Source organism: Undibacterium sp. YM2 (assembly GCF_009937975.1).
Classification (GTDB): Bacteria; Pseudomonadota; Gammaproteobacteria; order Burkholderiales; family Burkholderiaceae_D; genus Undibacterium.
The window spans coordinates 2,112,215-2,126,633 of record NZ_AP018441.1 but is presented as its reverse complement, the minus strand read 5'-3'; the positions used below and the strand labels follow the sequence as shown (position 1 = coordinate 2,126,633).

Below are 14,419 nucleotides of genomic sequence, written 5' to 3'. Positions count from 1 at the left end.
GCCAGCCTCATACATCAGGCTGGCTTTTTTACATCTCAAAGATGATTAGCGTTGTGCTACCGCATCTACCACGCACAAGGCAGTCATGTTGACGATACGGCGCACCGTTGCCGATGGCGTCAAAATATGCACAGGCTTGGCACAACCCAGCAAGATAGGACCAATCGCAACATTATTACCTGCCGTTGTTTTCAACAGGTTATAGGCAATATTTGCTGCATCAATATTCGGCATGACGAGCAAATTGGCATCGCTTTTCAATGTTGAATCCGGCATCATTTTCTTGCGATAGCTAGTGTCGAGCGCAGTATCACCATGCATTTCACCGTCTACTTCAAGATCAGGTGCGTCACGCTGGATAATCGCCAGAGCAGCGCGCATTTTTTGCGCGGATTCACTATTGCTGGAACCAAAATTTGAATGAGACAGCAAGGCTGCTTTAGGCATCAGGCCAAAGCGGCGCATTTCTTCTGCAGCCAGAATCGTGATTTCAGCAATTTGTTCTGCCGTCGGGTTTTCATTGACATGTGTATCGACCAGCACGACCTGGCGATCCGGCAAAACCAGGCCATTCATGGCAGCATAGACATTGACGCCATCACGCTTGCCCAATACCTGGTTGATGTAATTCAGATGCAGACCTGTCGTACCAAATGTGCCGCAGATCATGCCGTCAGCGTCACCTTTATGGATCATCATCGCACCAATCAGTGAATGACGGCGACGCATTTCCAGTTTGGCATATTGTTCGGTCACACCCTTGCGGGCAGTCATCTGATGATAGGTCTGCCAGTAATCGCGATAGCGGTCATCGTGCTCAGGGTTGATGACAAGGAAATCAACACCTGCCTTCAGGCGCAGACCAAATTTTTCTATACGTTGCTCAAGGATGTGTGGACGGCCCACCAAAATAGGTGCAGCGAGTTTTTCATCGACAATAACCTGCACTGCGCGCAAGACTTTTTCTTCTTCGCCCTCGGCAAAGACGATACGTTTGCGTTCTGCCGGCGCTTTTTTGGCGATCTGGAACAGCGGTTTCATGAAGGTGCCGCTGTGATACACAAATTGCTGCAACTTCTCGACGTAGGCCTGCATGTCCTTGATAGGGCGCGCTGCAACACCGCATTCTTCTGCAGCCCTTGCCACTGCCGGAGCGATCTTGATCATCAGGCGTGGATCAAACGGCTTGGGTATCAGGTATTCAGGGCCAAACGACAGATTGCTGATGCCGTACGCGGAAGCGACCACGTCTGATTGCTCAGCCTGGGCCAGTTCAGCAATTGCGTGCACAACCGCGATTTCCATTTCACGTGTGATCGTGGTTGCACCACAATCCAGAGCGCCACGGAAAATATAAGGGAAGCACAGGACATTATTAACCTGGTTAGGGAAATCAGAACGTCCGGTCGCCATGATGGCATCATCACGCACAGCCTTGACTTCATCAGGCAGGATTTCTGGCGTAGGGTTGGCCAAGGCCAGGATCAAAGGATTCGGCGCCATCAACTTGACCATATCCTGCTTCAAGACACCCGCAGCAGACAAACCAAGGAAGATATCTGCATCAGGGATCACATCGCGCAAGCTACGAGCCGATGTCTCTTGCGCAAAACGTTCTTTGTCCGGGTCCATTAACTCGACACGGCCTTTATAAACTACGCCTGCCAGATCGGTAACAAAGATATTTTCGAGCGGGAAGCCGAGATCAACGATCAAATCCAGGCAGGCCAGCGCTGCGGCACCGGCACCAGACACCACCAGTTTGGTGTTTTTGATGGTTTTACCTACGACTTTCAAACCATTCAGGATCGCCGCACCAACGATGATCGCCGTACCGTGCTGGTCATCATGGAAGACAGGTATCTTCATGCGTTCACGCAGTTTGCGTTCTATATAGAAGCATTCCGGTGCCTTGATATCTTCCAGGTTGATACCGCCAAATGTAGGCTCCAGGGAAGCGATGATATCGACCAGTTTATCAGGGTCAGATTCGGCGATTTCTATATCGAACACATCAATACCGGCAAACTTCTTGAACAGTACGCCCTTGCCTTCCATGACCGGCTTGGACGCCAGTGGGCCGATATTACCCAGGCCAAGTACCGCAGTGCCGTTTGTGATCACGCCAACCAGGTTACCCCGGGCAGTGTATTTAAATGCAGCAGTCGGGTCAGCGACGATTTCTTCACAGGGGGCAGCAACTCCGGGGGAGTACGCCAGGGCCAGATCACGCTGATTCGTCAGTTGTTTGGTCGGTGTAACGCTGATTTTGCCCGGGGTCGGGCACTCATGATATTCCAGCGCTGCCTGGCGCAATTGTTGACGTATTTGCTCTTTTTGATCTGACGAATCCATGTGCTTGACCTTCTTTCTATTTTTTTGCTTACGGAAATCTTACTGATAGAGATTCTAGCAGAGGGAACCCTCTAACTTTATACGTATTTGTACGACTCTTATGCTTTTCTGACATAACCAAATGCAATTTATTCTGTTAAGCAAAAATACATAGTCTTTAACTATTGAGTTAATAAAATTAATTATCTTTTCAAATCGATTATTAAAATCTATTATCTGTCTCACGTTGATAGCAAATGCAAACAACACCGCAAATAACCAAGGAGAGCATTATGAGCACCCAGGCAAACCCATCCGTCACTATCCAGAACCTTGAATCCGCTTTTGCCGGCGAATCCATGGCCCATATCAAATACCGTTATTTCGCCAAACTGGCACGCGAAGCTGGCGCGATTGACATTGCAGAAGCATTTGAAGCAACCGCTGATCAGGAAGTCATGCATGCCTTCGGCCATCTGGATTTGTTATACCCCAAAACCCAACTGACACCCCAACGTGCCCTGGAAATTGCCATTGAAGGTGAGACTTATGAATACACAGAAATGTACCCAAAATTCCGCCATCTCGCTGTGGAAGAAGGCAACCATGCTGCTGTCGCTGAATACGATGAGCAAATCGCAGAATCTAAGGAACACGCTGAAAACTTTAAGCGGACTTTAGAAATTGCCGCCAAACGCTTTGCCGCGCTGGCCAAGGTAGAAGAGCGCCACGCCAATCATTACCGCGCCGTGCTCGAAGCCAATCAGGCCTGAGCCCCGAAAAACACTTAACAATATACAGAGGACACCATGAAAACTTACCAATGCATCGTATGCGGCTTTATCTATGAAGAATCCAAAGGCTTGCCAGAAGAAGGCATCGCCGCAGGCACGCGCTGGGATGATATTCCAGCCGACTGGGAATGCCCTGATTGCGGCGTCGCCAAAGCTGATTTTGACATGATAGAAATCTGAGGTAGCCATGAAACCCATCGCCATCATCGGTTCCGGCCTGGCTGGCTATACAGTCGCCAGAGAATTTCGCAAGCTCGATAAAACTACACCCTTGCTGATCATCACTGGTGATGATGGCGGCTTTTATTCCAAGCCCATGCTCTCGAACGCCTTTGCCATGGGCAAGCAGCCGCAACAATTGCAAAGCAAAACGGCAGATCAGATGGCAGCGGAATTGACTGCCACCATCCTGACCAAAACTCTGGTGAGCGGCATCAATACAGTTGCGCATACCATACATACCAAGATGGGAGACTTTGAGTATGCCCAACTGGTGCTGGCGCCAGGTGCGCAAGCGATACGTTTGCCCATCGCCGGAAGCGCTGCTGACCAGGTTTTATCGGTCAATAACCTGACTGATTACGCAGTGTTCCGCGACAAACTGGCGCAGGCTGGCGACAAGGCGAGGGTCACCATACTGGGTGCAGGTTTGATAGGTTGTGAATTCAGCGATGATTTAGCCAGTGCCGGTCATGAAGTTACCTTGATAGACCCAAACACCCTGCCACTCGCTGCGCTGGCACCAACCGCCATTTCGCAAGGCTTGCATGCCGCACTAAATGCAAAAGGTGTACAGCTCAAACTGGGCACCACTGCCAGTCAGATTGATATGCTGGATAATACCTTGCAGGTGACGCTGTCCAATGGCGAAAGCTTCAACACTGACGTCGTCCTGTCGGCAGTCGGCTTGCGCGCAGATATACGCCTGGCACAGGCAGCGCAGTTGCACACAGACCGCGGCATTATCATCAATGAGTATGGCCAGACCAGCGTGCCCGAGATATTTGCGCTTGGAGATTGTGCGCAGTACAAGCAAGCAGATGGCAGCCAAAGCCTGATGCCCTATGTCGCCCCCATCATGACTGCAGCGCGGGCAATTGCGCTAAGTCTGACAGGCCAACTGACCAGCATAGACATGAAACCAGCCGCAGTGCTGGTCAAAACACCCAGCTACCCCGTTGCATTGATCCCGCCAGCATTTGCGGCCAGCAAATCAGGTCGCTGGGAGTCAGGCCATGCCGAGGGTGTCACCACTAGCCGTTACTTTGATGAAAGCAATAATTTGCACGGCTTTGCAGTTGCCCCGCAAGATGCCAAATCGAGAAATGCACTGATTGCAGAATTGATAGAAGCACAAGCAACGCGGCTGAACTGAAGCGGCCAGGCGCATAGGCACCAAAGGCGCCTGGGGATTATCTTGAATCCTGGGTCAGCTTAGGTACAATGCGCGCATGCTTTCCGAATTCGATCTCATCAAGCGCTACTTTGCGCAGCACAGTATTCAAGACAGCCGCGTCGCCCTCGGCATAGGGGATGATTGCGCCCTGCTCAACCCCAGCCCCGGCATGCAGATGGCCATTTCCAGCGACATGCTGGTGTCTGGCCGACATTTTTTCCCGGATGCTGACCCGTACAAGCTGGGCCATAAATGCCTGGCGGTGAATTTGTCTGACCTGGCCGCCATGGGCGCTGCGCCATTGGGATTTACCCTGGCACTGTCACTACCAGAAGCCAATCCTGAATGGCTGGCAGAATTTTCACGCGGCTTGCTGGCGCTGGCTAATGAGCATCATTGCCACCTGATAGGCGGCGACACCACCAAGGGCCCACTGAATATCTGCATCACCATTTTTGGTGAACTGCCACCCGGCACTGCCCTGCGCCGCGATGCCGCCAAAGTTGGCGATGACATCTGGGTGTCTGGCACACTGGGTGATGCCCGTCTGGCTTTGGCAGGCTACTGGAATGAAGTCACACTCAGCGAGACTGATCATCAATTGGCGGCAACACGAATGCACCAGCCCAGCCCGCGTATTGCACTGGGCATGGCCTTGCGTGGCATAGCGCATGCAGCGCTGGATATTTCGGATGGTCTGGCTGGTGATCTTGGCCACATCCTGGAAAAGTCACAAGTGGGTGCCAGTCTGCGTATCGATCAATTGCCTGCTGGCCCGGTCTTGCAAACGCAGCCTCAGGAATTGCGCAGGCGATTTACACTGAACGGCGGTGATGATTATGAGCTATGTTTTACGGCTCCCGCCAGCAACAGGCAACAAGTCATCGCCGCAGCTACAAAATCGCACACTGCGGTTACGCGCGTAGGCCAGATAGAAGCAAATGCTGGCTTGCGCCTGCTTGATAACGATGGCAAACCAGTGAATCTGCAATATAAATCCTTCGATCACTTTGTGAATCCATGAGCACTTTAGAAAACGGCCAGACAGCGATCATCACCCACCCTGGCTGGCGCTTCATGCTGCGTCACCCCGCCCATATTTTGGCCCAGGGTTTTGGCAGCGGCTTGTCACCCATCATGCCCGGCACCTCAGGCACTCTGTTCGCATGGCTGAGTTTTTATCTTTTATCCAGCCGCTGGCCAGAGGTATTCACGACACTTAACTGGCTTGCCATCATTGTCATTGGCTTTGCTATTGGTGTCTGGGCTTGTCATGTCACCGGAAAAAACATGGGGGTTGCTGATCATGGCAGCATGGTGTGGGATGAGATCATCGCCTTTTGGCTGGTGCTGTTATTCATCGTTCCTGCAGATTGGCAAACCCAGTTGTGGGCGTTTATCGGCTTCCGGTTTTTTGACATGGTCAAGCCACCACCGATAGGCTATTTTGACCGCCGCTTCAAAGGGGGCTTTGGTGTCATGTGGGATGATATTGTGGCGGCTTTCTTTTGTCTGCTGAGTTTTGCACTCTGGCGCAACTTCTAAAAATAATGACTGCAAATTGCAGCCATTATTTTTACTGTTCCATATTGAAGAATACTTACTCGTCCTTCACCCCGTCTATCCCCAATTCCTGAATCTTGCGGGTGATGGTATTCCTGCCTATACCCAGACGTATCGCTGCATCATTCTTGCGGCCATGGGTATGGCGCAATGCGGCCTTGATGACGACGGATTCAAAGCAGCGACCCAGTTTGTCGATGACTTCTGACTGTCCCTCTGCAAGCATCGCTGTTGCCTCAGCTTCCAGCAAAGAAACCCAGCTTTCACCACTGCGATACACTGGCTTCTCGGGATAGGTGCTGCCATTCATTGGGGTAAGCGTGCCTGGCAGATGCTCAGGGTTACGGCCATGCATTTCCCCCACGTTGCCAACAGGTGCAACATGGGCAGCGCTTGCCGTACCTGGTACCAGATCTTGTGGTAGATCTGGCACTTCCACCGTCTGGCCTGGTGCCATGACGGTGATCCAGTTACACAGGTTTTCCAATTGGCGCACATTCCCCGGAAAATCCAGGCTGGACAAAAATTGCAATGCCGGTTCCGACATACGCTTGACATCCACACCCAGTTGCTTGGCACTCTGGTTCAGGAAGTATTTTGTCAGTAAGGGGATATCTTCACGGCGCTCGCGCAAGCTCGGCAAGCGCAGGCGGATAACATTCAGGCGATGATACAAGTCTTCACGGAACAAGCCATCTTTGACACGGGTTTCGAGATTCTGGTGTGTCGCGGCGATCACACGTACATTCGCCTTCATGGGCTGATGCCCACCAACGCGATAAAAATGGCCGTCTGACAAAACTCGCAACAAGCGTGTCTGCAAATCAAAAGGCATGTCGCCAATTTCATCGAGGAACAGCGTGCCACCCTCAGCCTGTTCAAAACGGCCACGGCGCGTGGTTTGTGCGCCAGTAAATGCACCGCGCTCATGACCAAACAATTCAGATTCCAGCAAATCCTTGGGGATCGCTGCGGTATTCAAGGCAATAAAAGGCTGGGATGCACGCGGGCTATGCTTGTGCAAGGCACGTGCCACGAGTTCTTTACCGCTGCCAGACTCACCAGTGATCAGTACTGTCACATTCGATTGCGACAATCTGCCTATGGCGCGAAACACGTCCTGCATAGCCGGTGCCTGGCCCAATATCTCTGGCGTTTCTGAAATGCTTTGTTCTACACTGGATTCACGCAGACTTTCATCCAGCGCGCGACGTATCAGCTCAACGGCTTTGTCGAGGTCAAATGGCTTGGCCAGGTATTCAAAGGCCCCGCCCTGAAAAGCTGCCACCGCAGATTCAAGGTCAGAAAACGCCGTCATGATAATCACAGGCAAGCCTGGGTATTTGGCTTTGACGGTTTGCAAGAGTTCAAGGCCGGATGCGCCGTGCATGCGTATGTCCGACACCAGCACTTGCGGCGTATCGCTTTGCAAGGCATTCATCGCATCTCTTGCATTGGTGAAGCTGCGGGTTGCCAGATTTTCTCTCGCCAGTGCTTTTTCCAGCACCCAGCGAATTGAATCGTCGTCGTCCACTATCCAGATTGGTTTCATATTGTCGTTTTGCAGTCTGTGTTAAGCATATCGATAGAAGGAGCACTTTTGGTGCCGCCGCTTTGCCACATCCTTATTTAAGGTAGTGGTATCAGTATCCGGAAATCCGTACATCCTGGCCGGCTCTCACATTCGATGACACCCAAGTGTTGTTCAACGAAAGTTTGTGCCAGCGTCAATCCCAAACCGCTACCGCCTTCCTTGCCTGATACCAGGGGATAGAAAATACGGTTGCGAATCTCAGGTGGGATGCCCGGACCGTTGTCTATGATATGCAAGTCTAATGCCAGCCTGTAACGCACCTTGGCCAACGTGATCTGGCGCACCACGCGCGACTTGAAAGTCAGCACGGCATCACCCTGCCTGATTCTTTCATTCAGCGCCTGCGCAGCATTGTGGGCAATGTTTAACACCGTCTGTATCAGTTGTTCCTTGTCACCACGAAATTCAGGTATCGACAAATCATAATCACGTCTGATGGTCAGCCCCTGCGGGAACTCGGCAACAATCAGGCTGCGCACCCGTTCACACACTTCATGGATATTCACGTCACCGACTATATGCGGCAAACGATGCGGTGCCAGCAATCGATCGACCAGGGTCTGCAACCTGTCAGCCTCCTTGATGATGACCTGGGTGTACTCACGCAATTCACGCAAGTGCCGCTCAGGCAATTCCAGCTCCAGCAATTGCGCTGCTCCCCGTATGCCACCCAGCGGATTCTTGATTTCATGCGCCAGATTGCGTATCAATTCCTTGTTGGCCTTGCTCTGATCAAGCATGCGCTCTTCCCTGTCGAGCTTGAGTTGCTGCACGTTCTCACGCAGCTCAATCAGGACAGGCGTATCAGGATTATCGAGTGCAGTCACTATGCTGTGCACATGCAGAGGATCCCGCCCTGCCCGCTCCAGCGTCAGGTCCTGGCGCTTGTCAGCAAACTGGTGGGCGACCGCCTGATGGAAGACTGCCGTCAATTCCTGGCCGTTCAGGAACAGGTCTGTCAGCTTCAGATGTGTAAGTGACTTGAAAGAGGAATCAAGCAGGTTTTCAGCGGCAGCATTGGCAAATAAAATGCTGCCCTCAGCATCCAGCACAATGACTGCGGATGTCAGCAGGTCAAGTCCGGCAAATGATGTAAGTGGAGTTTTCAAAACTTGTCCATAAAAAAAGGCCGCACAGAGCGACCTTTACGCAAGCATCATGCCCGAACAGCACTTTTGCCGTTCACACTGGCAACTTATTTTGCATTGGCAATTTCACGTTTCAGTGCTTCTATGTTTTTTTCGGTGCGGCTGATGTCTTCTTTCATCATATTGGTGCGTTCCTGGTATTTGGCGAAATTTCTTTCATCACCACGGCGCTCAGGCTCACCATTATTGTATTCTTTCTTGAGATTCGCCAGCTTTTGCTCTTCAGTCTTCAATTCGTCCTGCAAAATCTGCTTGCGGTCAGAATCCCTGGCTTTTTGCGTGCCCTCATCTACTTTGGGAAAATCACTGGGGCTGCTGGCAGGCTTGCCTTGCGGCTTTTTGGCAGGCGCTGGCAATACAGGTGCAGGAAGAACGGTCAGGCCTTGCAGATCCACTTTCTTGCAACCTTTGACGGCACCGGTGTTCTTGTATTCTTTTTTGCCATTATCATCGACGCACAGATACACCTCAGCCTGTGCATGCGCATAAGCGTGCACACCAATAAAGAGAAGCAATCCTGACAAGAGTCGGTTCATAAATAAGCAATATTCATTGATAGACTGTAAGTGTATGTCATGCAGCCGTGCAACACAATTACGAACAAATTAGCATTTGTAACAAAAAAAGCGGGGTTACCCCCGCTTTTTTGCGTTTTTACCCAGATTACAGAGAGTAATACATATCGAATTCAACAGGGTGAGTTGTCATGCGGAAGCGTTGTACTTCTTGCATTTTCAAATCAATGTAAGCATCGATCATGCTGTCGCTGAATACGCCACCGCGTGTCAGGAACTCGCGGTCTTTGTTCAATGCATCCAGCGCTTCTTCCAAAGATGCACACACTGTTGGGATCAATGCATCTTCTTCTGGTGGCAAATGGTACAGATCTTTGCTGGCTGCTTCACCAGGATGAATCTTGTTCTGTACGCCGTCCAGACCTGCCATCATCAGTGCAGAGAAGCACAGGTATGGGTTCGCCAGTGGATCAGGGAAACGTGTTTCGATACGACGGCCTTTTGGATTGGCAACGTAAGGAATACGGATGGAAGCAGAACGGTTACGTGCAGAGTAAGCCAGTTTCACTGGAGCTTCATAACCTGGAACCAGACGCTTGTAAGAGTTGGTACCTGGGTTAGTGATCGCATTGAGTGCTTTCGCATGCTTGATGATACCGCCGATGTAGTACAGGGCGAAATCAGACAAACCAGCATAGCCGTCACCAGCAAACAGGTTTTTGCCATCTTTCCAGATGGATTGATGCACGTGCATGCCAGAACCGTTGTCACCAACGATAGGCTTAGGCATGAAAGTCGCTGTCTTGCCATAAGTATGGGCAACATTCCAGACCACGTATTTCAGGTTTTGAGTCCAGTCAGCACGCTCTACCAGAGTAGAGAACTTGGTGCCGATTTCGTTTTGACCAGCGCCAGCCACTTCATGGTGATGCACTTCAACCGGGATACCCAGGGATTCCAGGATCAGACACATTTCAGAACGCATGTCCTGGAAGCTGTCGACTGGAGGAACCGGGAAGTAACCACCTTTCACCGTTGGACGGTGGCCAGTGTTGCCGCCTTCCAGTTTTTCGCCTGTCGTCCAAGAGGCTTCGTCAGAATCAATCTTGACGAAACAGCCAGACATGTCCACTTTCCAGCGTACGCTGTCAAAAATGAAGAATTCTGGTTCTGGGCCAAAGTAAGCTGTGTCACCAATGCCTGAGGATTTCAAATAAGCTTCAGCACGTTTCGCGATGGAACGTGGGTCACGGTCATAACCTTTGCCGTCAGATGGCTCGATGACGTCACATTGCATAAACAATGTGGTTTCTTCAAAGAATGGATCAATGTTGGCAGTATTAGGATCAGGCATCAACAACATGTCGGATGCTTCAATGCCTTTCCAGCCAGCGATGGACGAGCCGTCGAATGCGTGGCCAGATTCGAATTTATCGATGTCGAACTGGGAAATTGGAACAGTTACGTGCTGTTCTTTGCCTCGGGTATCAGCAAAGCGAAAATCAACGAATTTGACTTCGTTATCTTTCGCCATTTTCAAGACTTCTGCGGCTGTCATTGCCATGTGAAACTCCTCTGAGAGCTAAAAATAAATTCGGAAATTGCCGAGCCCTGCGCCTGCCAGTTATGTGCAATTTTGACCAACAGACAAACCTTGCCTTATTGTTCTTACAACAGCATTTTCGCTTGGCGGCTAAACTCAGTGGGGATAATAGCAGAAACCGTGCCATCATCCAGATCAGTCATATATAAATTCTAAATTTGTTAAATGCTTGTTTTTGTGGCGTTTTCTCTGACAAAAATACAGCACCTTAGCATTATACAAACTCCACGCACGCACCAAAATAACGCAAAATAAATTTAAGTAACTATTTTGGTGCACTTTTAAAGCTATCGAATCAATCTGCATTATTTTGGTGCAAACCAAGAGTCAATTGCATCGTGCCTATTGAACACTTGCAATTGAAGCATTTAAGCGAAATACTCAATTGGCAATATTGACCAAAATCAACATTGATTGGTATTTCTCTATATGCGACTCACTCTCATTTAGACTGTGATGGTATTTCAGGCGGCGATGCCCCTGCCTGCAACTTAAACAGTTATGGACCAGTGCACGGGCGTTCGCTCCCATACCCAAATCTCATTATGTCGCCTCACCCTTACCTACGCAAACCCATGTTGTTTGCCCTGCTCACCTTTGCGCTGACAATATTGGCAAGCGCCGCCATCATCGTCAAACTGGACGAAGGTGCAAAGCAGGAAGAACGCCAGCTCGCTTATGATCTGGCGCGCTCACAAGCCGTCAACCTGCAAAACAATATGTATAGCGCGTTATCGGCAAGCTATGCGCTTGCTGCCATGGTTGCCGACGGTAATGGCCGGGTCAGGCATTTTGGACGTTTTGCTGACAAGATACTGCAGTATCATCCGCAAATTTCTGCTTTATATCTTGCCCCAGACGGCGTCACCAGCGAAGTCGCGCCAATAGAATGGCGCAATGACGGTCTGGGAATAGACTTGCTGGCCGATCCCATACGCAAAGCAGAAGCACAGCTCGCCAAGGACAGCCATCACTTGACACTTGCAGGACCACTTCCCCTCACCAATGGCAGCACCGGCATCATAGCCCGCTTGCCCGTCTATCTTGAAGACCCCATAGACGCCAACAAAGCACCTCAATTCTGGGGCCTGATCTCGGCTGCGATTGATCTGAAAACCCTGCTGGCCGACACCGGATTGTCAAAGCTAAACGAGCGCGGCTACGACTATGAATTGTCGCGTGTTCATCCGGGTACCAGGCTCAGGCAAGTCATAGAAAAATCCGCTGGATTTACAACAACGAATTACCTCCGCTATGCAATCAAATTGCCAAATGCAGAATGGACACTGGAGCTATCACCAAAAAACTCTCTTATCCAGAACAAACCACTACTGCTCTACAACAGCATCGGGCTTTTGTTTAGCTTCATGGTGGCCTGTCTGGTAAAACTCCTGCTTGAAGCACGCGAGCAAAGAAAAAATCTAAAAAAAATCGTCAGTAAAAGAACTGCAGAATTGGCGCAGCGCGAAACAGACTTGCGTCAAGCCCAGATCATTTCAAAAACAGGCAACTGGAGCATAGGCAGCAATGCAGAAGAATGGCGCTATTCAGATGAAGCACGCCGTATACTAGGTTACGCACATGGCAGCAAAATCGATTGCGCCAGCCTCATGCAACGCGCCCATCCAGACGACATCCTGGCAGTCAAGACTTTCTGGAGCCAGGTGCAAGCGGGCAAAGATGCAGGCATAGAGCACCGTATTATTGTTGACGGCCAAGTGCGCTGGCTACATTCACAATATGATGCACAGAGCGCCAGGCACATGGGTACGGTGCAAGACATCACCGAACGCAAACATATAGAAGAAGACTTGCGCATTGCCGCCATTGCCTTTGAAGCACAAGAAGGCATGGTCATTACTGATGAGCGCCGCACTATCGTGCGCATCAACCAGGCATTTACCCGCATCACAGGCTATAGCCGCGAAGAAGCACTCGGCAAACAGACCAGCCTGCTCAAGTCTGGCCTGCATGGGCCTAACTATTATGAAGACATGGGCAAGCAGCTTGACGCCAACGCCTATTGGCAAGGCGAAATCTGGAACCGCAGAAAAAATGGCGAAGTCTACCCAGAATGGCTGACCATCACTGCAGTTAAAAACACCAGCGGCAAGGTTGTCAACTATGTCGCCACCATGCTAGACATCACCCAGAGAAAAGCCACCGAAGCCAAGCTTGAACACCTGGCCTACCATGATCCTTTAACCGGCCTGGCCAACCGCCGCCTGCTGATAGACCGGCTGCAACACAGCCTGCTCGCAAAAAGCCGCAGCAATCTGTATGGTGCAGTGCTATTCCTTGACCTTGATAATTTCAAGACCATCAATGACAGCAGTGGCCACGGCAAAGGTGACATGCTCTTGCAAGTTGCCGCAAAACGCCTCGCACACAGCATACGCAAGGGCGATACCCTGGCACGTTACGGCGGTGATGAATTTGTCTTGCTGCTCGAAGAACTCAGCGACAACGTCAGAGAAACCGCCATAGAAGTGCAAATGATCGCCACCAAAATCCTGGCAGACCTGCGCGCACCCTATGATCTAGAGCACAGTGAGTATCACAGCAGTGCCAGCATAGGCATCACCCTGTTCGACAAACAAAGTACCTCTGCCGAAGAACTGCTCAAGCAGGTAGAAGTCGCCATGTATGAGGCCAAGTCCAGTGGCGGCAATAACTTCCGCTTCTTTGACAAAGACATGCTCGACATCGTCAACACCCGCGCAGTACTGGAAGCAGACATGCGCCAGGGCCTGCAGCAAGAACAGTTCGTGCTGCACTACCAGCCACAAGTCAGCAGCACAGGCCAGGTCACCGGCGCAGAAGCTCTGGTACGCTGGCAACATCCCCACAAGGGACTGGTACCACCATCAGACTTCATTCCGCTGGCAGAAGAGTCAGGCCTCATCCTCAGCCTGGGGGCATGGATATTAAAAACCGCCTGCGCCAAACTGGCAGAATGGCAAAACAATGACGACACAAAAAACCGCACCCTGGCCGTCAATGTCAGCGCACGCCAATTCAGGCAAAACGACTTTGTCGCACTGGTGCTCGACAACATCAGGCATTACCAGATAGACGCCAGCAAACTCAAGCTCGAACTGACAGAAAGCCTGCTCGTCGATAATGTGGAAGAAACCATAGACAAGATGAACCAGCTCAAAGCCAGAGGTGTGGGCTTTTCACTCGATGACTTTGGCACTGGCTACTCATCCCTGTCTTATCTCAAGCGCCTGCCGCTGGACCAGCTCAAGATAGACCAGTCCTTTGTACGCGACATCCTTAATAATAACAATGATGCCGTCATCACCAGAACCATCATCGCACTCGGCCAAAGCCTGGGCCTGGCCGTCATCGCCGAAGGTGTGGAAACCGCAGCCCAGCGCGATTTCCTGCTACAGCAGGGCTGTCTTTCGTATCAAGGTTATCTGTATGGCAAACCCAGTGCCAATTTAATATAAACTAGCAGGCACAT

General features: G+C 50.9%; 11 protein-coding genes. 6 read left to right on the top strand and 5 right to left on the bottom strand.

Features of this window, described 5'->3' with window-relative positions:
* Positions 1 to 45: 45 nt before the first annotated feature.
* Positions 46 to 2,355, bottom strand: coding sequence for an NADP-dependent malic enzyme (locus tag UNDYM_RS09555; protein ID WP_162040844.1), 2,310 nt, complete (start codon positions 2,353 to 2,355; stop codon positions 46 to 48).
* Positions 2,356 to 2,627: 272 nt separating this feature from the next.
* Between UNDYM_RS09555 and UNDYM_RS09550 the strand changes: the two genes are divergently transcribed.
* The 5 genes from UNDYM_RS09550 (at position 2,628) to UNDYM_RS09530 (ending at position 6,069) form a co-directional block, all read left to right on the top strand.
* Positions 2,628 to 3,107: a rubrerythrin family protein gene (locus tag UNDYM_RS09550; protein ID WP_162040843.1), complete on the top strand. Its 480-nt coding sequence runs from the start codon at positions 2,628 to 2,630 to the stop codon at positions 3,105 to 3,107.
* A 36-nt stretch (positions 3,108 to 3,143) separates the two neighbouring features.
* On the top strand, positions 3,144 to 3,308 hold the full coding sequence (locus UNDYM_RS09545; protein WP_110258335.1) for a rubredoxin: 165 nt from the start codon (positions 3,144 to 3,146) through the stop codon (positions 3,306 to 3,308).
* Positions 3,309 to 3,315: 7 nt separating this feature from the next.
* A complete protein-coding gene (locus UNDYM_RS09540) occupies positions 3,316 to 4,503 on the top strand; it encodes an FAD-dependent oxidoreductase (protein ID WP_162040842.1) in 1,188 nt (395 codons plus the stop codon).
* Positions 4,504 to 4,579: 76 nt separating this feature from the next.
* Positions 4,580 to 5,548 carry a thiamine-phosphate kinase gene (gene thiL / locus UNDYM_RS09535; protein ID WP_162040841.1) on the top strand — a complete coding sequence of 323 codons (969 nt, stop codon included), beginning with the start codon at positions 4,580 to 4,582 and terminating at the stop codon, positions 5,546 to 5,548.
* Entirely contained in the window at positions 5,545 to 6,069 is a 525-nt protein-coding gene (locus UNDYM_RS09530) for a phosphatidylglycerophosphatase A (protein WP_232063900.1), read from the top strand. Before thiL ends, UNDYM_RS09530 begins: the two co-directional genes overlap by 4 nt.
* A 55-nt stretch (positions 6,070 to 6,124) precedes the next feature.
* Here UNDYM_RS09530 and ntrC read toward each other — a convergent pair whose 3' ends face one another.
* From ntrC to glnA, 4 genes are all read right to left on the bottom strand, one after another.
* Positions 6,125 to 7,639, bottom strand: coding sequence for a nitrogen regulation protein NR(I) (ntrC, locus tag UNDYM_RS09525; protein WP_162040840.1), 1,515 nt, complete (start codon positions 7,637 to 7,639; stop codon positions 6,125 to 6,127).
* 77 nt (positions 7,640 to 7,716) lie between these two features.
* A complete protein-coding gene (glnL, locus tag UNDYM_RS09520; RefSeq protein ID WP_162040839.1) occupies positions 7,717 to 8,790 on the bottom strand; it encodes a nitrogen regulation protein NR(II) in 1,074 nt (357 codons plus the stop codon).
* 86 nt (positions 8,791 to 8,876) lie between these two features.
* Positions 8,877 to 9,365: a DUF4124 domain-containing protein gene (locus UNDYM_RS09515; protein WP_162040838.1), complete on the bottom strand. Its 489-nt coding sequence runs from the start codon at positions 9,363 to 9,365 to the stop codon at positions 8,877 to 8,879.
* 127 nt (positions 9,366 to 9,492) lie between these two features.
* Entirely contained in the window at positions 9,493 to 10,908 is a 1,416-nt protein-coding gene (gene glnA / locus UNDYM_RS09510; RefSeq protein ID WP_162040837.1) for a type I glutamate--ammonia ligase, read from the bottom strand.
* Between the two features lie 584 nt (positions 10,909 to 11,492).
* On the opposite strand from glnA, the gene UNDYM_RS31225 reads away from it, so the two are divergent.
* Complete coding sequence (locus tag UNDYM_RS31225; protein ID WP_162040836.1) at positions 11,493 to 14,405, top strand: EAL domain-containing protein; 2,913 nt, start codon at positions 11,493 to 11,495, stop codon at positions 14,403 to 14,405.
* Positions 14,406 to 14,419: the final 14 nt, after the last annotated feature.